This window comes from Saccharolobus shibatae B12 (assembly GCF_019175345.1).
GTDB classification, from domain to species: domain Archaea; phylum Thermoproteota; class Thermoprotei_A; order Sulfolobales; family Sulfolobaceae; genus Saccharolobus; species Saccharolobus shibatae.
In genome coordinates this window covers 574,546-597,980 of record NZ_CP077717.1, presented here as the reverse complement: position 1 = coordinate 597,980, position 23,435 = coordinate 574,546, and the positions used below count along the sequence as shown (strand labels likewise).

Sequence of the window (23,435 nt, the reverse complement as noted above, 5' to 3'; positions counted from 1 at the left end):
ATGAAGTTCGATATAGTTGTAGTTGGAGCTGGACCAGCTGGTTCATCCGCTGCCATAACAGCAGCTAAAGGAGGAGCCAAAGTTCTATTATTAGAAAGAGGTCCAGAACCAGGTTCCAAAAACGTTTCCGGAGCTATGATAAGGCTAGACGATTTCTCTTCAGTTTATGACATAGCTTCTATACCAATAGAGAGAAAAGTAAAGAATGTGGATTTGATTTTACTAAGTGACTCAAGTAGAACGAGAATCAGTGTAAATGTTGAATCAAATTTAGCAACTGTTGCAAGGTTAAAATTAGATAAATGGATGGCTCAACAGGCAGAAAAGGCTGGAGCACTACTGATAACAAAAACGACTGTGTTAGGAGTTGAAAGGGAGGGAAATGAATATAAGGTAGAGACTGACAGGGGAGAAGTAAGGGCAGATAGAGTAGTATTAGCTGAGGGTGTTAACGCCCTAGTTTCAATGAAAGCTAATATAAGACCTGATCTAACCCCAGATCATGCTGCGCAGACTGTTAAAGAGGTCTATAGTTTAAATAAGGATGAAGTTAATAAGCGATTTGGATTCAAGGCTGATGATGAGGGTGTGAGTTGGAGGATATTAGGGACAGACCCAGTTCCATACGCGGGATTTCTTTACGTATATAAGGATGCAGTGGCAATAGGTGCTGGAATTCCGATGAAGATACTTATAAAGAGAAAAATAACACCTTATACTGTATTAGATGAGGTCAAGGAGAGATTGGGCTTTAACGAGTTGATCAAAGGAGCGTCACTCAGAGAGTACTCTGCAAAGGTTATACCAGAATATGGATTCCCATCTTGGAAAGCTTGTTCAGGTAAGGTTTATTTGGCTGGAGATGCAATAGGTCTGGTGGATCCATTAACATTTAATGGTATAGGTCCCGCAGTGGCCTCTGGAGTAGTTGCAGGGAAGGCAGCGTTAGAATCTTATGAATGCAGTAAATATGAAAGTGAATTGATGAAAAATAGGGAAGTTAGAAGAGTTGTGAATGGGAGACCATTAGTGAAGGAGTTAATAGAGGAGGAGAATTTCAAATATTATGTGAAAACAATTAATGATCTTCTGCACGGTTGGGTTTACAGTGACTTTTCTAAAGTTAAATTGGACACGTCTAAACTACTTAAACACTTATTATTGGGTATGGGGGTATTTAAGTCATGAGAGTAGAGGAAAAACTTTACACTTTAAGATATAAGAAAGACGAGCAACCTCATTTAGCCATAATCGATCCCAATAAATGCCTTAAATGTGAAGAAGTTAACGGAGTTCCCCAACCTTGTATTGCAGTCTGCCCTGCAAACGTCTACTCATGGATAGATAAAAGAATTGTAGTATCATATGAGAATTGTGTGGAATGTGGTGCTTGTAGGATTGCTTGTCCCTATTCTAACATCTCTTGGAAGTATCCAAGGTATGGGTTAGGCATAGCATTAAGGTATGGTTAAAATTCGGGGTATAATCGCCTAATCCCTCTCACTTCCAATAAGTACACTTTTTTATCTTCCATTGCCCATTCAATATTTATATTTCTCTTAAATATATTTTCTACAGCTATAACCATGTTTGCAATCCTTATGGCATCATTATCACTTAGGCTTTCAGCTGATGCTTCCTCCTTACTCAGTTCTACGCTCTTTATCTTTCTGTCCTCAAAATCGTAAGTTAGTTTTATGACCTTCTCAGAAATCCTTTTACTTACCAGTGATCTAGTAGCCTTGCTCACTATGTATTGATCTGGAGTGACCATGCCTCTTGTTACGCTTTCGCCTAGACCAAAAGATGACTCTATAAATACGTAATCTGGTTCTTCAGTTATGGGATGTATTGAGAACGCAGTCCCTGCACTAACCGGATTTATCATTGTTTGGACGAAAATTGCCATTCCAGCTTCATTATGAGTAAGAATTCTATAAGCTATTGCCCTTGGGTTAAAATACGACGCAATAACTCTCTTAATACTCGGAATGAGATTTTCTTGAGTAACAAATAGATCAGTTTCATACTCACCAGCGAAACTTGCACCACTTAGTGGAGATGTAGCTGTAGCCCTTACTGCGACGTATTTTGAACCCAGTTGAGAGAATCTCTCGTATATTTCTTTTTCCATTTCCTCAGGCAATTTCGACATAATGATCATGTTTTTGATCATTTCACTTTTCTTTTCGAGATCTGTTGTATCGTTTAAATTGACAGAAGACAGTATTCCTCTTATTTCATCATCAAGATCCTTAATTGCCTCATTTACTCCTCTTGACGACACTATGAACCCTTTAGGAATGTTAAATCCCATCTTATATAATTCACCTAGGTAAGCGCTTTTTCTACCTACAATTGAAACCATGGATAAACTAACTTCCTCTAGCAAGTATGTATAATTCATAAGTTACATTTTGATAGATAGGTTTAAAATACTACCTATTAATAGTGTTAAAAAGTTATAACCGAAAACCTCTCCGGCTGGGATGGATATTTATATCTAAAATATCCTTTCATCATGGGTGTAAATGTTGAAACTTTTTCCCCTTAAAAAGCCTATGAGAGTTAGTCCAGCTTCTTCGGCAATTTCTATAGCTAGGCTGGTAGGAGCTGAAATTCCGCATATTATCGGTATTCCAGCTTTTATCCCTTTGCTAACGATCTCATATCCTAACCTTCCACTAACTTGCATAATGTAATTACTTGCTGGAACCTTATCCTCTAATAGAAGTTTACCAATAACCTTATCAACAGCGTTATGTCTTCCCACATCCTCATATATAAGTAATAATTCTCCGTTGGGATCAAATAACGCTGTAGCGTGGAGACCTCCGCTAACGTTAAACACACTCTGTTTCTCTCTCAATTTCTCTGGAAATGAAAAAATCAGCTCTTTTTTGACTTTCAGATCCGACTTGAGTATATTTAACGTATATAGAAAGGCTCTACCACAAACTCCACAACTTGAATTCACAATTAAGTCCCTTATCCTCACTTTAACTGGTTTATTCAATCTAACCTCGACAACGTTATCTTTCACTTGCTCAACACTTTCAACATCACGAATAGAGTTTATTACACCTTCAGAGTATAAAAAACCTAACGAGAGTTCCTTATCATCCCCTGGTGTTCTCATTATTATGGCGAAATCTTCACACTTTTCATAACAAACCCTAATATTTAATGGTTCCTCTACTGCAACGAAATCGTTATCCTTATATTCCTCATTCTCCTTAACCCTTACTAAGTTAAACTTCTTTACCTGCACTTCCAATCGCCTTAAGTATCTTTAGTAATAAGTATAGTCCTCTCTTTACGTCTGGGTCGTTAAGCTGTTTAATTAATTCAGTTAAACTAATATCCTTAGCTTCCTCTTTCCCACTAAGTACACCATATATTACATTAACATTCCTTATCAACATTGCGTTTTGCTCGGCTAAAAAGGCCAAATTGTGGTCGAGACTATTCACAATTCCTACTAGCAATGGCAAGATCCCAGTCTTTTGTAGAGCGTTAATTAGTTTTAAAAAGCTCTCGATGGCCTCTCTACTCTCAATTAATTGTTCAATTAGCTTGTCAATGGTTTGAACTCCTCCCTCTTCCATTTCTTCTCCACCTCTATGCCTATTTGTCTTCTCCTTTCATTCACGTGAAATCTCCAATTATCTAAGGGTAAGGGGCTTTCACCCTTGCCCTCCTCTATTTTCTCGATAACAACCGGCGTATCCTTATACCCTGGGGTTCCACTAGCCTTATCTATCACTAACCCAGTCAAGTTATTTACACCTTTGGAAGGATCAGATGCATATAGAGGTATGAAGATTTCTTCGCCCTCTACCCTATCACTAACTATAGCCCTTGCTCTAATTTCTCCACCGAATTTGGACTTGACAAGCACAAGGTCACCGTTTTTGATGGCGTACTTAGAGGCTAACTCTTTAGATACCTCTACAAACGTCTCGGGAACTTTTCTCCTCAAACCCTCAACTCTCCTAGTCATATTACCTACATGGAAGTGCTCTAATACCCTTCCAGTATTTACAGTCACTTTGTGAACCTCATCCTTAAGTTCCGGTGGCTTCCAAGTTAACGGATAAAGTATAGCCTTACCATCTTTAGTAGCAAAGGCATTTGTGTAAAGCAGTGGAGTATCGCTACCATCCTCATTAACAGGCCATAATAGACTATTAAACCCTTCTAATCTTGAATAGCTAACCCCAGCGAATATAGGACATAGTTTTGCTATCTCATCCATTATCTCTGCTGGATGTTTATAGCTCCAATTGGCTCCTAACGCGTTAGCAACCATTTGTATTATTTCCCAGTCAGGTTTAGAATCACCCATTGGTTCCATAGCCTTGTAAAACCTTTGTATTCTCCTTTCAGTATTAACGAACGTACCATCCTTCTCTAGGCTAGCAGCTGCAGGCAATATTACATCAGCTAGCTTTGCAGTCTCAGTCATGAACATATCTTGTACCACTAGGAAGTCTATTTTCTCTAAAGCTTGTTTAGTTAAAGGAGTTCCACAATCAACCATTACAGTATCCTCGCCAACTATATATAGCGCGCGAGTTTTCCCTTCCAGTACACCTTCAATCATTTCTGGAATCTGTAATCCAGCTTTTCTGTTTAACTTAACACCCCAAGCTTCCTCGAATTTCCCTATTACATTTTCATCCTCTAGTTTTTGATATCCGGGTAAATAATTAGGTAAACAACCGAAATCACTAACTCCTTGAACGTTGTTATGACCTCTCATTGGGAATGCCCCACTACCCGGCTTCCCGTAATTTCCAGTTATGAGCAATAGGTCTGAAATTATCGTTGAAGTATCAGCTCCGCCTAAATGTTGAGTTACTCCCATTCCCCATAGCACTGCTACACTACTTGCATTATGAACCATTTCAGCAAGTTTAACTATTTGCTCTCTAGGAACACCTGTTATACTTTCCACGTAATCTAATGTGAATCCCTTAATGGATTCCTTAAACTCCTCAAAGCCATAAACCTTCTTATCGATAAATTCCTTATCAACCCATCCTTGATCAATAAGGTATTTAGTAACACCAGCTAAAACTGCTGCATCAGTACCAGGCTTAGGTTTGATAAACAAGTCAGCCTTTTCAGCAATCTCGTGTTTCCTAACGTCGATTACCACAATCTTTGAACCCTTAATCTTCTTAGCCCTCTTTACCTTACTTCCTATCACGGGATGACTCTCAGTGGTATTGTGTCCAACAATTATAATTAGGTTAGCGTTTTCAATGTCCTTAATTGTACCCGAATCGGCACCTATTCCCACTGTTCTCCATAACCCAATTGTTGCTGGAGCTTGACAATACCTTGCTGAGTTATCTACATTATTAGTACCTATTATACCTCTTGCCAGTTTCTGTAATAGATATGCCTCTTCATTGCTCATCTTGTCTGAGGCTATGAAACCTATGGAATCTGGACCATACCTCTCCTTGATCTCCTTTAATCTTTTAGCTATGTACGAGATTGCCTCATCCCAACTAGCTTCTCTAAATCTATCTCCTTCCCTTATTAAAGGCTTAGTAATTCTCTCCGGACTATTTACGAAATCCCATCCAAACTTACCCTTTACGCAAGTTAGAATACCATTTGCAGGAGATTCTGGTTTTGGCTCAACTTTTAATATCTTTCTACCCTTGGTCCAAACCTCAAATGAACATCCAACACCACAGTATATACACACTGTTTTAGTCTTTTTTATTTGCGAACTTCTAGCATTAGCCTCAATTTCACTAAAAGTCATTAATAAGCTAAAGTTATCCTCAGCTTTCCCTATAGCCTCTATTGCCTTTTTCTTTAAATCCTTATTAATCCAAGTGAGATATCCAGCCTCCCCTAACATTGACTTCTCCATTAATGCGTTAACTGGGCAAACAGTAACACATGTACCACAATTGACGCATGAGGAGTTACCTATTGGATTACCATTATCCCAAACTACCCTTGGGGGATTGAGATCCCAATTAATCCATATTACCTCGTTTACTGCAAAATCTTGGCAAGCCTCAACACATCTTCCACATAATATACATTGAGATGGATCATATACATAGAAGGGTCCACTATCGTCAACTTGATAAGGCTTTTCAATGTACTTCTGAGAGTTAATATTCAATTTTATTACAGACTCGTGAAGAACGCAATCCCCATTATTATTTTCACACATACTGCAGTACAACTTATGATATCTCAGTATCCTTGAGATTGCTGTCTTTCTTGCTTCCATCGCTCTCTTAGAGTTGACTGAAATATTCATTCCATCTTCGACCCTTGTTGAGCAAGCTCTAACTAGTTTCCCATTAACCTCAACTAGGCAGGAATCACAGCTTTCTATGGGAACTAGTCCTTCATTGTAACATATGTGTGGAATGTAAATACCATTCCTCTTTAGGACTGATAAAATTGTCTCTCTTTCGTTAGCTACAATCTCTTTATTATCTATAGCTAATTTTATTGACACAAAAATCATCTCTTATGGGGCTCTTAAAAAGTTTCTTAACTAAAATTTTCAGGAGTTAAAAATAAGGGGCTTGATAAATTACTTACATAGGTGCACGCTATTAGGGTACATTTCTCCTCGTCTTCACATTCAAATATTCCGTAACCCGAATGACAGATTGATGTCTTTCGTATTGTATAATATTTTCCCTTTTTAGGATACATAATCTACATTACTTTATACACATATATAAATCTTTATTATTAATTTTGGAAATTTTCCTATTAAAAATGGCCATTTAAGTCATAAAAAGTAATATAGATCCAAATAGACTACCACGAGATACATTATTATCCAAACAAAAGGGATGACGTATTTGAATAATAGCGGATTTTTAATACCTTTTGAAAGTAATAGTGACCCAAATCCAGAGACGGTGTGTAAGATGAAGACTAGTGCCAATGGAATTATTAGAACTAGATGCAATTCTAAAGAGTTTCCCCTATTTAACAAGTTAAAAGTTAATGTACTAATTATATTTGAAGTTTGTGGACCCGCGCCGAATCCCGAAATACCCTCTAAGATGGACAATATTAGTAGAATTATCGACGTATCTTTTCGAAAATTAGGGCTGTAAATCGAATCCTTAAAAGTTGGATCAAAGGCCTTAGTAGAAGATATGGAACCTATCATTAGTCCTAATATCCAAACCGGTTGGTAAATTAACGTAAATGATGGAATTATTGCAGAAATAATCATTCCAATGTTACTTTTTCGCATAATCAGGGTACCCCAGAGATTCCCAATAGCCTAAAATGTTTTTAGATGTGAAATGAAGCCTAACTAGCCATTTAATGTAAGTATAACCCCACCACCCTGGTACTGAAAGCCTAACTGGATATCCATGAACTTGTGGCAATGGTTTACCATCAGCCATGTAAGTTACTAGCACATTTGGATCATTTGCCTTTTCTATAGGCAAATCTGCAGTGTAGCCATCAGCACCGTAACCAACTATTTTTATTACACTAGGCTTAGGTTTAACCATGTCGATTATATTGCTTAATGGCACTCCCTTCCAAACTACATTTGCCCTGAGAAAATAGGGGTCCGAAACGCATTGTATTGTATCCTTAACCTCAATTGAAGGCATGGTAAGTAAATCTTGATAAGTTAATTGTACCGGGTTCTCGACCTCACCATCCACCGTTAAAACGTAGTTACTCAGTAGAATATCTGGTACGACTTGACTGTATTGAACTACATACCAAGAACCAAATGGTGTTAAACCATTTTGAGCATGTTGCATTTCACTAATTGATAACCTACCCAAGACCAACAACGATGAGGATATGAGGAGTAATTTTAAGAAATTCCTCCTATTTGTTAGCTTCATAAGTGAAATAGCAAGGTTAAGCTATTAAGGATTTTTCCCAAATCTAAGCGATTGTTTAAAATATCAATAATATTATACTCATATTTGTGGACAAGGACAAAATTTGGAATAGGATAGTTATACCGATCTTGGAAAATCTTGTGGCACCATATTCAGTATTTAAGAGAATCTATATTCAGATTGTGTTATTAGGTTTGGCAGTACTCATTAATGCAATAGTTTTTGTGAACTATCAGCATTTAGACTGGATTTCCGCTATATACGCTGGAGTGAACGTTGTAACCACAGTAGGATTATATTCACCAAACATTTACCAAATGACTTCTACCGAAAAGATAATACTAACGTTAACTATTATTCTTGCGGTAGGATTATATACTAGCATAATACAGAGTATTGTAGCTACCTTAATAAGTAGAGCTACATGGAATGACGCAAAAGCTAGATGGAGAGGCAGACATATGAAAGGTCATACTATTTTAATAGGCAACGGTAGCGAAATACTAAGTGCCGTTAGGAGGCTAAATAGACTTGGTGTGGATTACATTGTGCTGACCAGCTCTAAAGACATTGCGAACAATATTAGAGGAGATGCGGTAATTCTAGGTGATCCTAAGGATGATAATAACTTAATTTCAGCTGGTGTCAGTTACGCAAAAAACGCTATAGTCATAATGGAAAACGATATGGAGGCTCTATTAATAACACTTAAGTTACAGAAACTTAACCCTCCTCTTAAGGTAATAGTTGCAGTTAGGGATTACTCGTTAACTGATCTCTTTAAGACAGCTGGTGCAGATTTGGTAATACCTAGAGAAGATATTATAGGCAGAATAGCTGCCAGTGCAGCACTCTCAACCAATATCGCAGGCTTAATATTTCCAGAAAGGACTGGAGATATGATAATTGGAATCTTTGAAGTCAAAAAAGCGAAGAAGATTAGCGATTTACCTAGTGAAGTAGTTCCGTTGGCTATTATAAGGAATAATAAAATAGACCCTTATTTCAATAAGGATACCGAGCTAAAACTTGGAGATCAGCTGATAATCTTAGGAAATCCGTCGACTTTTCAAAAGGTTAGGGAGTTGCTAGAATTGCCGGATTAAAATAAGCTTTTCTAAAATTTGCTTTAACATGCTCGCTAGTTTGCCATAAAAATTTTTATCATGACAATTTCTTATTGTGTTTATATATTGTGTTCTAAATTTCAACGTATTCCTATAATATTTTCGCTGTTATTAAATTTTCCGATAATGTTTATAAACTTCTACTTATATATTATTATATGCAAGTTGAACGACGTAAAAGAGGAACAATGGAAATAATGCTTGATATATTGAGGAGTTGTGATCCAGAATGTGGTGTTACAAGGGTAATATATGGTGCGGGTATAAATTATTTGGTAGCTCAAAAATATTTAGATCGATTAATAAAAGTAGGCGCTTTAAGCATTAAAACTGAAAATGGAAAAAGGATTTATGAAATAACTGAAAAGGGTAAATTACTGAGGACGCATATTGAAGAGTTTATTAAGATAAGGGAGAATTTAAATTTAGCTAAAGAGAAAGTCATTGAACTTCTAAAAACCAACACTCGATGAACAATATGAAGCTAGAGTTTTCTCTTTATTCCCTATAATCTAATTTTCTTATCAAATGTTTTCTCTAGTTCATTTAATTTATTGGATATATATACCCTTAGTGGCAAATATATTATATATAAATTCTGGAATAGTACGGTAATATTTATTTTATCTTCGATAGCTTGAATATTTATTTTCCCGGAGACACTGGGTGGTCTATAAAATTCGATTACGTAATTAATTGTATAGGATTCCACATATTCTCTACCTTGGAAAACAACTGGTAATCCTCCTATGTTCCCCTTCATACCTCCTACGGTTGCAAACCCAGTCTGTCAAAGGCTGAGCATATAGTGCCTATATAATTTGTCAGAACTTAGAAGAAATTTCCTAACTGGTAGAACTAAAGGTATGAGAAATTCTGGATCAGCCAGTATTTTGAATACTGCATCGATATCATGTTTGGTCTTTATTGTCTCTTTTATTATTCCATTATATATTAATGTGATCTTGTGTATAATAAAGTTTAAACTATAATCTATAATAGAATCTTTTCATACATTTCTATTTTAGTACTACACTCATTTTTATTATTATTTAACTCTTTTTCTTAAGTTCCCAATATGCCTTATCAAAGGCTTCATTTACTAAGCTTAATATACCATTGAGTTGATTTATATCATTAAAATGTAAAATTACAGTGAAAGCGTTCGTACCTCCATTTTTTCCCGTGAAGAAAATTTCCGGCAATCTGATACTCATTTTAGAGAAGGAATCAGCAATATGTGCCTTGGCTAAATTAAGTAAGTCGTTAGCTGGTACATCTGCATTAACCAGTAATTGGTAAGGGTATGTTAAGGATTGTTCAGATTCCAATTTTTGAAATACAGTATTTCCTAGAAAAGCGGAATTAGGTATCTTAATAACGTTTCCATTAATTGTCCTAATTTCTGTGAAGAGTAGTGATATCTTACTGACTTCCCCAATTATTGGGTTTCCCCATATCCATGATATTAGTGAAACGGAATCGTTTAGCCTTATGGTTCTGCTAGACGTTACTAATAATCCTGATAGAATATTTTGGGCAATTGTTTGGACTGCCAAACCAATTACTATACCACCCACAGCTCCACCAACTAGTACTCCAGTTAAGTTAACCTTTAACGCTGCTAGTATTACAAGAACAAGGATAGTATAAAATACAATATCAAGGGCGACTTTTATGCTAGAAGCTGTACTTTTCTCCAATTTTGCCAGTAGTTGATTGTAAATTAAACCTTGTAAAATTCTTATAATGTAAAAACCGCCTATGGCTATTATAATAACCGTTATTGCTGTAAGGGCATCAGAGGTATAGGTGGATATTTGAGGAAAGAAAAACACTAGTGCCTTTAAAATTATACTAGCTAAATAATCCACAAGAGCCAGAATTACTAGAGTGAGAAGAATTTTTATAAAGGGCTTATAGTCCATACTATAAAACTTCATACAATGAGTAATAAGCGTTATCAGAGTATTTTTACTGAAGTAATTGATATAAGCCAAGAAGAACCATAATAACTGTAGAAGATTTTAGGCAAACATAAAAATAGCAAAAAATCATAATATATATATATAGATTCCCATGAAGATTGAGAATGAAGGTCGTGTCAGCGGCCGACTATGAGACTCTTCATGGGAGTTTTTTCAAAGATCAAAAGAACAAAAGGCAAGATAAGGAAAAATAGGCTTACAAAAAATAATTCATGTAATAAAATCGTAAGAGAATTCTGGGAAACATTACTGTTAAGTTCAAGAAAACCTTCGTAGTTTTCAGCATTACTCCAATAGCTTGAATACGGTAATGAGACTACGTAAGGTGGTGCATCACCATAAATTTTAATCTCTTCATTGGAAATGCTATAATTACTAACTGGACTTCCATTTAAGTAATGCACTAGTCCAGTAAAATTCTCGTTATAGTACACTAGAATTGGACCGAACGTTTTCACTAGTTTTAACTCAGCATAATTCATTTGCGATGTTGAGAGAAGATATTTCATTCCGTAAAACGGGTTAGTGAGGTTATGCACAAAACTAGGATTATAAATGAAGCCGCTAAACCCCGGCAAATATTGTATGTATTGATATTGCGTTACTAGAGAGTAAACATTGTTAGGGTTATTTTGAGCTAAGTAGTCGTAAAGTTCATAATACCAAGTAGGTACTGGTTGTGGATTAAAGGAGAAAATTGAATAAGTAGTTGCTTGTAATCCTCCGGTATTGGTAAGGAGGACTATCAATAACAAGAAGAGTAAAGGTATTGTGAACTCCCTAGTCCTTTTTAGATAAAATAAACTTAGGTCCAGAAGACCAAAACTTAGTAGGTATACCTTAGTTTGGAAAGTTGTTATAGCAGCAAGCAATGCAGAAATGATTGGAATATTAAATTGGAAATTCTGCAAAATAGCGTAAATTACCAGCAGAAATCCTAGCGAGGTAATAGTTGCTAGAGCGTATTTATTCTTATAAATAAATGCAGTTATTATCACAATCGCAAATAAGAGCGCTGATACTATTGTTGAATAATAGGCTAACCCTAATCTTACTAAAGTGTTTGCTGGTGAAACTAACACGTCAGGGACAACGCCAATGTATAGGTAAATCTCCCATGATAGTTCGGATAGAAATCCCAGAAGATCAGCTAGAATAGGATATAGGAAAAACATGTATTTTCTTTCCCTGATGGATAGTAGGATAAAGGGTAATTGAAAAAAGAAAGAGAAGAGGAACATTTGAAAAAAGAAGATTTGACCTATTACCTCTACAATACTCAAGTAGATTAGATATTTGAATCTATTCTTTACGTCATATAACATCTTATACGTGAGATAATACACTAATGGTTGTAATGAGTAAACTAAAAGTATACTTTCACCATCTCCAGTATAAAATATTGAAATGGCAATAGGGTTTAATGTGAAGATCAAAGGTAAAATCAGTCTTTTAAATAGATCACCTTTTCTCCCTAACGTAAAGTAGATCGAAGTTGGTGCTATTATGAAGGCGAGAAAGTTTAACGTTTTTATTAAATTGTTCTCACCAATCAAGAGGGATAAATAATATTGTATTATGGCTGATGGCGTGTATAATCCTGGATTAGTTGGGGGAAGTATTGTAGTATCTCCCAGAGTGTAAGGAGGGGATATTATATAGTTTCTTAGGGCTATTAAAAATACTAGTACAAATATTGATAGGTAAATTATATCATCTCTTTTTATTAGTCCTTTTAGGTTCATTGAAATCACCAAGATACAGTGCTAATAATAAAGCTAAGAAATATAGAAGGGACGAGTAAAGAAGGAAAGGATATGAGACCAATTTAACACTATACAGAAGCATGGCTTCTAGTAGGATTAAAAATAGAGAGAAACCAATAAGCCCTTTAATCCAATTTTTCACGCTATTATCTTAATCGTTTTTGGGATTAAACTTTTTCTCAAACATTATCTTCTTTCAAATCCGAATTTCTCGTACATCATCAACGTTTGTCTATCTAAGCTCGCCTTTACTCTCTTCAATACATCCATGAAGTCCTCCAGTTTTACTTCAGTCCTCAAATTACCACTGATTGATGCCTCCTTTAGTAAATTCCTCTTTATCTCCTCCACTACTAATTTTAAATCTGCTGGGGTGTAATTCTCAGTAAGTTCAGCAACCTTAGAAATAATATTTTTACTAATAATCAAATCCTTAATTAATACTTGTAATATTTTCTCTCTCCCATCCTTATCTGGCGGAGGGACGTAAATTATCTTATCAAATCTTCCAGCTCTCAATATTGCGGGGTCTAGGTCCCAAGGTCTGTTAGTGGCACCAACGACTATTACGTTGTGAATTTCCCTTAAACCATCCATTTGCCTTAGTAATTCAGTCAAGGCATTTCTCCACTCATTAGCCATTCTATTTCTAGCTATCATATCTATTTCATCAATGAATATTATTGCCGGGGCATTATCTAGTGCAATGTAGAATTTCTCAGCTATAATCTTTGGGGCATCTAGAGGACCAGCACTACTTACCTCTTCACCAGACAGTTCTATGAAATTAAACCTCAGATCATTAGCTAGGGCCTTGGCAATACTAGTTTTTCCAGTCCCAGGTGGGCCATATAACAGTATGCCTTTAACCGGATATATTCCCAGTTTCTCTGCAAACTCCTTGTTGGTTATTGGCAATACTATGGACTCCCTTATTATCCTCTTAACCTCCTCTAAATCCCCTAAATCGTTCCAAGAAATGTTGGGAACACCATACGTCTTTATTATTAGTTTACTCCTCTCGTACTTTCTAGCAACATTTTCAAATTTAATTATGGTTGAAAGTTGAATAGAGGGTTTGTAATTTTCAATCTCTCGTAGAAAGTCCTCAGTTTTTGGACTATTATTCTTACTCAATACCTTATCGACAACGTTCTTAATGTCTGCAGGAGAAAATCTCTCACTCCTCTTTGCCAATAAGGAATAGTCGATATCTTCTCTCTTTATATAACCCCTCCATATCTCCTCTCTACTCTTCTCATCCGGTAATGCTACGTAAATTACTTCGTCAAATCTTCCAGGTCTTAAAAACGCTTCATCAATTTCTTGAGGTACATTCGTTGCTCCAATTATTATCACCCTTAAGCTCTTATCGTGTAAATCTTGAAGTCTCATTAACATTATATTTACTAACCTATGAGTAACCTCATGCAAATCACTTTGCCTACTCATGGCTAGGCTATCTAATTCGTCTATGAAGACAACAGCTGGCGTGTTCATCTCTACTTGGTCAAAGAAATTATCTAACAAGAGTTCACTCTCACCATACCACTTGCTTAATATTTTACTTGGTCTTAACTCAAAGTAAGCCCAGCCTAATTTATTCGCTAAAGCTTTCGCAATTGTTGTTTTACCAGTTCCAGGGGGGCCAAAGAGTATAACACCATATGCCCTTCCCTCTTGAACCATTTTAGCTATCTCTTCTAATCTCATTTTAACTTCTTTCAAATCATATACCTCATCCCATCTAATATTAGGAATATAAATCTTAGGTCTTCTACTTCTAGTAGCATTCCCTATCATCATCCTCCTTGAGAAATAAAACCAGAAAATTAATGGAACTAGAAAAAATAATATTGTTAGTATTATCTCTAAGATAAGCTGTATGGTATTATTGCTTAATCCTATAAGTATACTAGAGTTATTAGAAGACACTGTCGACATACATTTTAATTTTACCTCTCAAACTTTTTATCTTTATATGATCCCGAGACTTTCTAACTTTTATAAAGATAAGGGGTTCAAAGGGGACGAAAAACTCCGCCTTTTAAAGTGGAGATGGATAGTCCCCTTTGTAGTTAAGTTTTTAAATATAAAATGTTAACTTTTTTCAATGCCCATCGTAACGTTTCGTTTTAGGGCTTACACTGACAAGCAAACCTTGAGGGTGTTAAAAACCCAGTTGAAGTTAGCATGTGAGATATATAACACGTTACGATGGGCAGACATCTACTTCTACCAAAGAGATGGAAAAGGTCTAACAAAAACAGAGTTAAGACAGTTAGTCCTAGACTTGAGAAAACAAGACAAGGAGTACAAACAACTCCATTCACAAGTGGTACAACAAATAGCCGACCGCTTATATGAAGCCAGACAGAGATTCTTCCAAGAATTAGCACGTTACCCAAAGGAAAAGAAAATCCACAAGTGGTACTCGTTAACATATCCACAATCGGGCTAGAAAATACTCTCCGCTAGGGAAATAAGGACTAGAAGCAGAAAGAATAAAAAGAAACTACTCGTGCTAAGTTTGTCCCACTTAGGCATCTTCAAGGTCATTGTTCACAGAGACTTTCCCTTGGACAAGGTAAAGAGGGTGGTAGTTAAGCTCACTAAATCTGAAAGAGTATACATATCATTTGTGGTAGAAGACTATGTGTTCCAGCAAGCTCCGAAGACTAACAATGTAGTGGCAATAGATGTTGGTGTTGGAAAGCTCCTAACAACTTCAGATGGTGAATATTTACCCAACTTCAAGTTCTACGAGAAAGCACTCCGTAAGATCAAGTATCTGCACAAGGAATTGTCCAGGAAGAAGTTCCTCTCCAAGAATTGGTTTAAAGCCAAGGCTAGGTTGGGAAGAGCATATGAGCACTTAGCCAACTTGAGGAAGGATTTATACATGAAGATTGGGAAGTATCTAGCTTTCAGCTACGATGTTGTGGTAATGGAGGATATTAACATTAAGCAGTTGGTTGGTAAGTCCTTGAGGAAGCTTAGGATGAGGTTACATGACGTATCGTTCGGTGAACTAAGGGATATAATCAAATATCAGATAGGGAAGTATGGAAAGAAATTTGTGTTAGTTAATCCATCAAACACGTCGAAGACATGTGCTAAATGCGGATATGTGAAGGAAGACCTGACTTTAGCTGACCGTATCTTTACTTGTCCTAAGTGCGGTTGGGTAGCTGACCGTGACTACAATGCTTCTTTAAATATCTTGCGTAGGTCGGGGTGGGAACCACCCTTAGTGCCTGTGGAACTCCACCCTCTACCAGTACTGATGTACTGGCAAGGTGGGGTTGTGAAGCAGGAAGCTTCCTCCTTCAGGAGGGAGTAGCTCACAAAGAAGTGACCAACAAAGAGAAAAGCTAGTTTAATATTTAAGTTATCAAGAACGAAACTCTATAGTTTCTTCACGATACTTATTTAGTAAACTATTTTTCTTCAACTAGGAAACTCTTATCACATGAAATTAATAGAAATAGCAAGGGATGAGATAAGGGAGGATCTAGTCGGATTAGTGCCAGTTGGAAGTATAGAACAACATGGCCCCCACTTGCCAATGGGTACTGATAGTATAATTTCAGAGTATGTAGCTTCTAAAGCAGAGGAAAAATTAAAGGAGATTACGCTACTCTTTCCCACCATATATTATGGTGTATCTTTAGAACACAAGGGTTTTCCTTTCGTCTCATTATCCTTTCAAACTGCAATCTCGTTATTTAACGATTTACTTGAAAGTATTTTCAAGGATTTAGGACTAAGGAGGATAATCATAGTCAACAGTCATGGCGGGAATTCCTATTTTCTTCCATTAGTTCAAAGGGAATTTAATATGAAACATAACGATGCTAAAGTAATGATTTTTAACACATTTAGTGAAGAGGAGAAACTCCGATTTAACGTAAACGATCTTCACGCTGGTACAGTAGAAACATCAAAAATATACGCAATAGATAAGAGAATAGTGAGGTTAAATAAAATAGAAGAGATAAAAAGTTATGATGTTAGAGAGGGAGTATTCGTTTATTATTCCACACAGGAAGCTAATCAATTCGGAGTACTAAACGATGGTAAACCTATTCGAATTGATGAAGAGCTTGGCAAAAAGATCTTAGCTGATACCGTGGATAAGTTAATATGGTTGATACTGAACTTTAAGGTATGATAAAGTATATTAGGTCTCGAGAAGGTGAATATTTGTTAAGAGATATTGTTATTATTCTCGGATTAGACTACATTAATTTAGATAGAGTAAGAGTAGTGGATTCTTATGGAGCTAAATCTAAGGCAATAGCTAGAATTTGGGCAGTCCCCAAAATCGTACTTGAGACTTTTAATTTAGAACCCCTCTACGTAATAGAACTAGTTTCAGAAAGATTTAGCAGATTATCTAATGAGGATAAAATTAAAGTAATGATTCATGAAATACTTCACATTCCATACAAGTTTAGCGGTGGGTTAAGAGCTCATGGAAAGAAGGTGAATAGCAAAGAAGTTAACAAATTGTATAAAAAATATATTGAATTAAAAGAAAAGAGGATTTAATCTAGCTTACTTTACTGGGATAGTTTCAATTACTCTCTGTTTTTTAGCCTTCCTTTGCTGTATCATAGCTTTCTCATATTTTTCATAACACATAAATGTTATGTTTAACTTGCTATCTTATAAATTTTCATTATTAATGAAATAAGCTTAGTTATATACTCTACGTTTTATGCTTATACAAAATAAGTAATATAAGAACTATACTAATTCTTACCTTACAAGCAATTCTTCAAGGTTCACAGTATATAATATTATTTTACGTTTACGGAATGCTTTGTAGATAGTTTTATTTTTTATCTGATCTAATGCTAAGCTTACTTTTAATCTAACGCTTGATTTTGAATTTAGTAAAATTTAACGAGCTTAACGCCAAAGAAAATTGAAGGATTCAACAAACCAACAGTTCCACAAAGTTAAAAGGAAGTTTATTAATATAAACTTAATGTATGAGGTTCTAGATTACAAGGCTGATCCTAGATCTTACGTTTACGTAAAAGTAATGGAGACCCTTACTGAAGGTAAACTAGCTTTAGAAATGCTTAAAAAGGGAATGATAACTAACGCCTCATCTAAAGCCTTTATTGCAGTCAAGGCCATGGTTAGCGCATTGGTTATAAAGAACTTTGATAAAATTGTACAATCGAAGTCAGAAAAAGAGAAGGATTGGTATGAGAGAGTGGGATACTCGGCACCAACTACTGGTTTAATAGGGATATCTTACGATCTAGAAAAGCTTGGCTATGATGTACAATTAATAGTTAAAACCGCACTCCTCCTTCACTCCTTCTCATATAACGGCTTTGATCCAAATTTTGTAAATTATAAGGATAAAGGAGAAGTAGAAAGAGATATACTCACTGTAGTGGAGTTCATAAAGCACAATATTAAAAAATACTTTGAAGATATCTGGGACGAAAAATTAGAAGATAAGCTGAAGGAGCTTAGCTATTGAGTCTGACTTCCACACTGCTATAAACGGTAGACCAAAAATCACCTCCATAAAAATAAATCTATAGTATTAATAAGAGTTTCTAACAACTTAAATGGAAAATTTTTTAAATTGAATAGATAATCAGGAAATAAAAGGATAAGCAGTAATCTGCACTCTTCCCTTCATACCAAACCCTTAAAAATGGTGTACAAGGAGTAAAAAACCATCAAAACGAAGATCAATATGCGGAAGACGAACTTAGCGGAACCGGTGAAGGGAAGGAAGGCCTTGATGTTCAGATAAGAAGGTACTACATGTTTCACCTCTAACAAACCTGGGGGAATCGAGAATTTGTAGGTATTAACCATATGCTCTTCTATATTCTTTGCTATCATAATACCATGTGTTTCTTTCATAATATTAGCTACCTTGAGCCCCTAGAGTAATTTGGTTACAACCTCCTACTCGGGGTTTTGTCCCCTCTTGTTAGATCGTTCTAGGGGCTTCACAGCCAGCCTTTTGTATGGGGTTTTATCCCCTTGGAGGACATGGGCTTATGTTGTTTTTCTCCTTCCTTGATTATTTGTTTTTCTCTTGTAATACTTGTTTTTACTCGTTCTCTAGTTTTGCGTGAATTCCCCGTAGGAGGAGGACTGGGTGGATTATAAATAAGGTTAGGGAAGAGAGGATTCACTTGACGGTCTTAGCGAGGGGTCGCGATTCACGACCTACTGTGGTCTAAAGCGTTAGATTAAAAATCTTGAAATGCTATATAAATTTAGAAACCCATTAGACTAATTTGTCCCAGACTCCGGGATAAGGACTAATCCCAGAATTTATAAGTAGATGACAGCACTACTAAACATCACTGATCTTAACGATAGGATTATTACCTTTTTAATGGTTTATATCTAAAAATATTTTTCTAACTATTTTGAAACAGCATCGGTCTGCTTAAATTTAATTAGTAAACTTTATACTCAAATAGGAGAGTATAATAAAAAATTAAATTAAAAAAAGATCATTTTCCTATATGCACAATGTTGTTTTTATTAAAATATTCCCTACTTAGTTCACTTGTTATTAGTAGTAGTCCAGCTAGTATTAGCATTGTTGGTAGTATTACATCTGAGTTATTCGCCTTACTGTTCTTCAACCCATATGCCGCTGGACTAATAACCCATGGTGGGTAGTAGTTTGCAAACGGATGACCTGGGAATCCTAAGTATCCTAGTCCTAGTTTTGCCGCAGCTAACCACTCTTGCATCTCATTATGCATTGATGAGTATAGTGTAGAATTCCATGCTGATAACCCAGCAGGACCAACTTGTTGCAATGTTAATAGTCCAGAGTCTAATTCTGCAAATACGTCATCAAAAACTCCACCATCTGATAACTGATAAACGAAATCTTGCGGATGTGGAGAATCATTAATTAGTTGCTGATAATCGTACCATTGCGCAGGAGTATTAAACCAGTCAGTAGCATTCTTATAATATGTCACTGCTTTCCACTTCGTCCATATTTCTTGTCCGTTATAGGATGACCAGAAGTGTGCTAATTGTAATGCTTGCTGCTGTTGTGGACCTACTGGTATTCCTATGGAGTCTATTACTAAGGCAAAATAGTTTTGTGTCCCTGGGAATGGGGATTCTATTAATGTTACGCTTGAATTGTTTATATACTGTGGTAATGGTGGGTAGGCTGTTGTGTTTAAGAAATCGTATGCGTAGTTTGTTAGCCAGTTTCCATTAGCTTGGAAAGCTACCTTACCTTGCACTAGTAGCGTTAGCCCTTGTGTCCATGTCATTGATTGCCATCCTGGATAATCGTAGGATGTGAAGTTTAGGAACCAGTAGTTTGTTTCGTTTATTAGTTTTTGCACTGTTAAGTTGTTTAGGTTTATTGTTCCGTATATCATTTCATTATATAATTGAGGTCCTGCTAAGGCTAAGAAAATGTCTTCCCATAGATTCAATTGATCCCATCCTCCGTCTCCTCCCGGTACCATCCATGGGTGTATTCCGTGATTTGCCAGTTGAACAGTATCGTAAACTAGAGTACTTAAGTTATATGGGAATGGTAAGTTGTATTCTCTTAATAATTGAGCGTTAACGTATAGCAATGCTCCCCTATGAACGTTTACTGGGATCGATAATAATGTACCATTAAAAGCTCCGGCCTGCAATACTTCATAAACTGCATTATTGAATAGTCCCCATTGTTGAGCATAAGGCGTTACGTTAACAAATGAGTTAACACCATTTGGTGCAGCTTCAACATAACTTATCATTTCTGGTCCAAAGTGGACCTGGAATGATGCTGGTGGTTTTCCCGCCTCTATTAATGCTAATATTGCGTATTTTGCGTTTGTTCCTCCTGCTCCTGGTACTACATAGGGTTGTGCTTGTAACCCAGTTGCTTTTTCAAATGCTGGTATTAAATGTTGTAATGCTATTTTTCCTTCTGTTGCCCACCATGTGTAGAATACTATTGGTCCAGTTACTGAGGTTGCTGTTATTGGTGCTGTTGTAGTTGTGGTTGCTGTTGTTGTAGTTGTTGTTGTTATGGTTGCTGTTGTTGTTACTACTGTGGTTGTTGGTTTTCTTGTTAGCATTATTCCCGCTACAGCCCCTATTACGACTACTATTACTACTACTGCTACTATTATCGCTACTTGTGTTGATGATAAACCCTTAACCAAACTATAATGATATTTCATGACAAATTAACTTAGGTGAAGATTACTAATAAAGTTTTTCTCAACATCTAAAAGTATAGTACATTGATTTTGCTCAGATATAACATGATTCCCTATAGTAGGGAATAGATTAAGTTTTTATGGATTGTTAGTAATTTAAAAGAACTTTGACAATATAATTATAAGTTGTAAAATTGATTTTCTGCTTGATAGTTCCATTATTAAGCTATAAATTATTGATGAAGGGATCTCGTCTTAGAGTAACAGTGCAAAATAGGAATTTATACATCTCTTAAAAGCAAAAAAAGAGAGTTTGTAGCTCAGTGACGATACTATGACTTTTGTATGATATTGTCGGGGCCATTCACGCATCCTTTGCGAATTCAGTTTATTTAAAGAATCGTAATGAATTTAATTAAATAACACCGCTCTGGCTAGGTAGAGATCCACGCTCAGCAGCTTACTTTATTGTATTCATCTTATTCATGAATTACAATTCGCAAAAGAGACTTGAATTGTCTATGCTTATAATGGACTTGATTCTTGACATATTTTGTTGGCTTATTCAGTTTATTTCATTAAGATGATCTTATATAATGAAAATTTTTCAGTAATTAATATTTATAACGTCTTCATCGTACTTGCTCCAATTCCTCTTGTGCTTTCTCTTTTCCAAAGGTAATACTTTACATATTAGTTATAAATTTTTGTATAATTCTGAAGCAATTCACAAAGCATTCTCGATAATAACATATAAATACCTTTTTTCTATCATTATAATTATGAAGAAAGGTACTATAATTTTAGTTATTCCCACTGCTATTTTTTCCGTAATGTTATTATATCTAGTAGTATGGAATGCTGTATTCTCTTTTATGAATTGGTCGCTTCTTAATCCTAAACCAGTCTTTGTAGGTTTATTAACTTTTAGTAATATTATAAAATCTTTTGAGTTCGTTAATTCTTTAATTCATTCTTTAGAACTATCTGCTGTTTTAGTTGTAGTTGGAAATCTATTAGGTATATTATTGGCTGGATTGCTCTATTTTCTAACTTCAAATAAGGCTAGATCGCTGTTCCTTTCTATTATAATATATCCTCTAGCTATATCAATGGCTGTAAATGCTTTGATTTGGTTATGGCTATTTAATATAAATATCGGGATCGATTGGCTTTTCGTCAAGATAGGATTACCTCAATTCCCTTGGTTGTCATCAACCTCTACTATGTTTCCTAGTTTAATTTTGGTAAGTGTATGGGCATATACTGGAATAGCTGCCTTATTTTACCTAGCAGGTTTTATGAATATTGATAAGACAGTAGTGGAGGCTGCTAGATTAGATGGAGCTAGCTCGTTTAAGATACTTTATAAGTTTTTAATTCCTAATTCTAGTAACTCATTTATTATATCAACTGCGTTGCTTTTCCTGTTCTCTTTTAGAATATTTAGTCTGCCATATATATTATCCGGAGGGCCTACTAATGTTTTCTTGCAGACCTTAGTAGTTTACATGTATTATCTATTTACTGTTGAGTTTTTCTCTCAAGCTACTGCAGTATCAACTATAATTACTGTAATAGCCTCAGTAATTATAATACCATACGCTCTAATTATAATTAGGAGGTGGATTAGGAGATGAGGCCAATAGTTAAGGCTACTTTACATTATCTTGCTTTAGCTATAATAAGTATAATATGGCTTATTCCGGTTTATGCGATGGTTATAAATGGCTTTAAGAGTAATTTAGAAGTTTTATCCAGCCCAGTATTAGCTACTCCTACTTCGATTTCTATTAGTGCTTATCTTACGGTTTTCAATGCTTTAGCGAAACCATTAGTAAATAGTTTAATAGTGGTAATTCCTACGTCTTTTATATCTGCGTTTCTTGGAGCTATGGGGGCTTACTTCTTTTATACCTTAACCTATTCTTTTAGTAGATTTTCATCTATTCTTAGCGATGTATTATTTTCCTTGATAGCATTAGCAACTTTTATTCCCTACCAAGCTACATTAATACCTCTAACCAGGTTAATAGTAGCCATGGGTGTTTTAGATACGTATATAGGAATTATATTTGCAATGTTAATTTTTTATATACCTACTGGAGCATTATTAATGTCTATGTTTATCTCAGTAATTCCTAGAAGTTTGATTGAAGCAGCTAAGTTAGATGGGACGGGGGATCTAAAGATTTTTATGAAGATAGTATTTCCGCTTTCCTTACCCGGTTTCATTTCAACTTTAATATTTATTATAATAGAGTCTTGGAATAATTTCTTCATTCCATTAACTTTGGTAACAACACCGGGAATGAGATTAGTTTCTGTAGCAGTTCAATCTTATACTGGCGGGTATGGTACTTTGTACAATGATACTTTCGCTGCAGCTATGCTAGCCAGTATAATACCTTTAGTTATATTTATATTTCTTGGCAGATACTTCATTAGAGGGCTAATAGCATTAGGCGGAGGAGGTAAGGGGGTGTAATAT

General features: G+C 35.6%; 18 protein-coding genes and 4 pseudogenes. 10 read left to right on the top strand and 12 right to left on the bottom strand.

Annotation, left to right across the window (positions count from 1 at the left end):
- Nucleotides 1–1,188: an NAD(P)/FAD-dependent oxidoreductase gene (locus tag J5U23_RS03400; RefSeq protein WP_218259456.1), complete on the top strand. Its 1,188-nt coding sequence runs from the start codon at nucleotides 1–3 to the stop codon at nucleotides 1,186–1,188.
- Nucleotides 1,185–1,472, top strand: coding sequence for a ferredoxin family protein (locus J5U23_RS03395; protein WP_012712409.1), 288 nt, complete (start codon nucleotides 1,185–1,187; stop codon nucleotides 1,470–1,472). Before J5U23_RS03400 ends, J5U23_RS03395 begins: the two co-directional genes overlap by 4 nt.
- On the opposite strand, the gene J5U23_RS03390 is transcribed toward J5U23_RS03395, so the two are convergent.
- The 6 genes from J5U23_RS03390 to J5U23_RS03365 form a co-directional block, all read right to left on the bottom strand.
- A complete protein-coding gene (locus tag J5U23_RS03390) occupies nucleotides 1,469–2,407 on the bottom strand; it encodes a PEP/pyruvate-binding domain-containing protein (protein ID WP_218259455.1) in 939 nt (312 codons plus the stop codon). The genes J5U23_RS03395 and J5U23_RS03390 overlap by 4 nt on opposite strands.
- 96 nt (nucleotides 2,408–2,503) lie before the next feature.
- A complete protein-coding gene (gene fdhD, locus J5U23_RS03385) occupies nucleotides 2,504–3,271 on the bottom strand; it encodes a formate dehydrogenase accessory sulfurtransferase FdhD (protein ID WP_218266961.1) in 768 nt (255 codons plus the stop codon).
- Nucleotides 3,252–3,608 carry a DUF1641 domain-containing protein gene (locus tag J5U23_RS03380; RefSeq protein ID WP_218266960.1) on the bottom strand — a complete coding sequence of 119 codons (357 nt, stop codon included), beginning with the start codon at nucleotides 3,606–3,608 and terminating at the stop codon, nucleotides 3,252–3,254. The genes fdhD and J5U23_RS03380 overlap by 20 nt, the downstream gene beginning before the upstream one ends.
- Nucleotides 3,572–6,511 (bottom strand): formate dehydrogenase subunit alpha, encoded by a 2,940-nt coding sequence (fdhF, locus tag J5U23_RS03375; protein WP_218266959.1) that lies wholly within the window; start codon nucleotides 6,509–6,511, stop codon nucleotides 3,572–3,574. Before fdhF ends, J5U23_RS03380 begins: the two co-directional genes overlap by 37 nt.
- Before the next feature lie 273 nt (nucleotides 6,512–6,784).
- Nucleotides 6,785–7,261 (bottom strand): hypothetical protein, encoded by a 477-nt coding sequence (locus tag J5U23_RS03370; RefSeq protein ID WP_218259451.1) that lies wholly within the window; start codon nucleotides 7,259–7,261, stop codon nucleotides 6,785–6,787.
- Nucleotides 7,248–7,877, bottom strand: coding sequence for a molybdopterin-dependent oxidoreductase (locus tag J5U23_RS03365; protein WP_218266958.1), 630 nt, complete (start codon nucleotides 7,875–7,877; stop codon nucleotides 7,248–7,250). The genes J5U23_RS03370 and J5U23_RS03365 overlap by 14 nt, the downstream gene beginning before the upstream one ends.
- A gap of 86 nt (nucleotides 7,878–7,963) precedes the next feature.
- Here J5U23_RS03365 and J5U23_RS03360 point away from each other — a divergent pair, with 86 nt between their 5' ends.
- Together J5U23_RS03360 and J5U23_RS03355 are read left to right on the top strand one after the other, a co-directional pair.
- A complete protein-coding gene (locus J5U23_RS03360) occupies nucleotides 7,964–8,983 on the top strand; it encodes a potassium channel family protein (protein ID WP_218259449.1) in 1,020 nt (339 codons plus the stop codon).
- Between the two features lie 179 nt (nucleotides 8,984–9,162).
- Nucleotides 9,163–9,477, top strand: a complete 315-nt coding sequence (locus J5U23_RS03355; RefSeq protein WP_218266957.1) for a winged helix-turn-helix domain-containing protein — start codon at nucleotides 9,163–9,165, stop codon at nucleotides 9,475–9,477.
- Nucleotides 9,478–9,509: 32 nt separating this feature from the next.
- On the opposite strand, the pseudogene J5U23_RS03350 reads toward J5U23_RS03355, so the two are convergent.
- The 4 genes and pseudogenes from J5U23_RS03350 to J5U23_RS03335 form a co-directional block, all read right to left on the bottom strand.
- Nucleotides 9,510–9,947, bottom strand: a pseudogene (locus tag J5U23_RS03350) (STK_08120 family protein).
- Nucleotides 9,948–10,056: 109 nt separating this feature from the next.
- A pseudogene (locus tag J5U23_RS03345) lies at nucleotides 10,057–11,014 on the bottom strand (mechanosensitive ion channel domain-containing protein).
- 94 nt (nucleotides 11,015–11,108) lie between these two features.
- Entirely contained in the window at nucleotides 11,109–12,737 is a 1,629-nt protein-coding gene (locus J5U23_RS03340; protein WP_218266955.1) for a hypothetical protein, read from the bottom strand.
- 207 nt (nucleotides 12,738–12,944) lie between these two features.
- The gene (locus J5U23_RS03335) at nucleotides 12,945–14,702 is read right to left on the bottom strand and encodes an AAA family ATPase (RefSeq protein ID WP_218266954.1); all 1,758 of its coding nucleotides are present in this window, start codon (nucleotides 14,700–14,702) and stop codon (nucleotides 12,945–12,947) included.
- Nucleotides 14,703–14,871: 169 nt separating this feature from the next.
- On the opposite strand from J5U23_RS03335, the pseudogene J5U23_RS03330 reads away from it, so the two are divergent.
- The 4 genes and pseudogenes from J5U23_RS03330 (at nucleotide 14,872) to J5U23_RS03315 (ending at nucleotide 18,264) form a co-directional block, all read left to right on the top strand.
- Nucleotides 14,872–16,101: pseudogene (locus tag J5U23_RS03330) on the top strand (RNA-guided endonuclease InsQ/TnpB family protein).
- Between the two features lie 129 nt (nucleotides 16,102–16,230).
- Complete coding sequence (locus J5U23_RS03325) at nucleotides 16,231–16,932, top strand: creatininase family protein (protein WP_218266953.1); 702 nt, start codon at nucleotides 16,231–16,233, stop codon at nucleotides 16,930–16,932.
- Entirely contained in the window at nucleotides 16,929–17,312 is a 384-nt protein-coding gene (locus J5U23_RS03320) for a putative metallopeptidase (protein WP_218266952.1), read from the top strand. Before J5U23_RS03325 ends, J5U23_RS03320 begins: the two co-directional genes overlap by 4 nt.
- A 442-nt stretch (nucleotides 17,313–17,754) precedes the next feature.
- Nucleotides 17,755–18,264 (top strand): PaREP1 family protein, encoded by a 510-nt coding sequence (locus J5U23_RS03315; RefSeq protein ID WP_218266951.1) that lies wholly within the window; start codon nucleotides 17,755–17,757, stop codon nucleotides 18,262–18,264.
- 38 nt (nucleotides 18,265–18,302) lie between these two features.
- Here the strand turns inward: J5U23_RS03315 and J5U23_RS03310 are convergent.
- Both J5U23_RS03310 and glcS read right to left on the bottom strand, forming a co-directional pair.
- Nucleotides 18,303–18,548 (bottom strand): annotated as a pseudogene (locus J5U23_RS03310) (ISH3-like element ISC1225 family transposase); the annotation flags it as partial.
- Between the two features lie 716 nt (nucleotides 18,549–19,264).
- Nucleotides 19,265–20,965, bottom strand: a complete 1,701-nt coding sequence (glcS, locus tag J5U23_RS03305) for a glucose ABC transporter substrate-binding protein GlcS (RefSeq protein ID WP_218266950.1) — start codon at nucleotides 20,963–20,965, stop codon at nucleotides 19,265–19,267.
- A gap of 761 nt (nucleotides 20,966–21,726) precedes the next feature.
- On the opposite strand from glcS, the gene glcT reads away from it, so the two are divergent.
- Nucleotides 21,727–22,584, top strand: coding sequence for a glucose ABC transporter permease GlcT (glcT, locus tag J5U23_RS03300; protein ID WP_240781742.1), 858 nt, complete (start codon nucleotides 21,727–21,729; stop codon nucleotides 22,582–22,584).
- Complete coding sequence (gene glcU / locus J5U23_RS03295) at nucleotides 22,581–23,432, top strand: glucose ABC transporter permease GlcU (RefSeq protein ID WP_218266949.1); 852 nt, start codon at nucleotides 22,581–22,583, stop codon at nucleotides 23,430–23,432. Before glcT ends, glcU begins: the two co-directional genes overlap by 4 nt.
- Nucleotides 23,433–23,435: the final 3 nt, after the last annotated feature.

Bases quoted from the DNA above. Each gene is read 5' to 3' on its own strand.
- J5U23_RS03365 (WP_218266958.1), bottom strand. From the start codon at position 7,877: ATGAAGCTAACAAATAGGAGGAATTTCTTAAAATTACTCCTCATATCC.
- J5U23_RS03320 (WP_218266952.1), top strand. From the start codon at position 16,929: ATGATAAAGTATATTAGGTCTCGAGAAGGTGAATATTTGTTAAGAGAT.
- glcT (WP_240781742.1), top strand. From the start codon at position 21,727: ATGAAGAAAGGTACTATAATTTTAGTTATTCCCACTGCTATTTTTTCC.
- J5U23_RS03400 (WP_218259456.1), top strand. From the start codon at position 1: ATGAAGTTCGATATAGTTGTAGTTGGAGCTGGACCAGCTGGTTCATCC.
- J5U23_RS03370 (WP_218259451.1), bottom strand. From the start codon at position 7,261: ATGCGAAAAAGTAACATTGGAATGATTATTTCTGCAATAATTCCATCA.
- J5U23_RS03355 (WP_218266957.1), top strand. From the start codon at position 9,163: ATGCAAGTTGAACGACGTAAAAGAGGAACAATGGAAATAATGCTTGAT.
- J5U23_RS03325 (WP_218266953.1), top strand. From the start codon at position 16,231: ATGAAATTAATAGAAATAGCAAGGGATGAGATAAGGGAGGATCTAGTC.
- J5U23_RS03335 (WP_218266954.1), bottom strand. From the start codon at position 14,702: ATGTCGACAGTGTCTTCTAATAACTCTAGTATACTTATAGGATTAAGC.
- J5U23_RS03315 (WP_218266951.1), top strand. From the start codon at position 17,755: ATGTATGAGGTTCTAGATTACAAGGCTGATCCTAGATCTTACGTTTAC.
- J5U23_RS03340 (WP_218266955.1), bottom strand. From the start codon at position 12,737: ATGAACCTAAAAGGACTAATAAAAAGAGATGATATAATTTACCTATCA.
- J5U23_RS03380 (WP_218266960.1), bottom strand. From the start codon at position 3,608: ATGGAAGAGGGAGGAGTTCAAACCATTGACAAGCTAATTGAACAATTA.
- J5U23_RS03395 (WP_012712409.1), top strand. From the start codon at position 1,185: ATGAGAGTAGAGGAAAAACTTTACACTTTAAGATATAAGAAAGACGAG.
- J5U23_RS03390 (WP_218259455.1), bottom strand. From the start codon at position 2,407: ATGAATTATACATACTTGCTAGAGGAAGTTAGTTTATCCATGGTTTCA.
- glcS (WP_218266950.1), bottom strand. From the start codon at position 20,965: ATGAAATATCATTATAGTTTGGTTAAGGGTTTATCATCAACACAAGTA.
- fdhF (WP_218266959.1), bottom strand. From the start codon at position 6,511: ATGATTTTTGTGTCAATAAAATTAGCTATAGATAATAAAGAGATTGTA.
- glcU (WP_218266949.1), top strand. From the start codon at position 22,581: ATGAGGCCAATAGTTAAGGCTACTTTACATTATCTTGCTTTAGCTATA.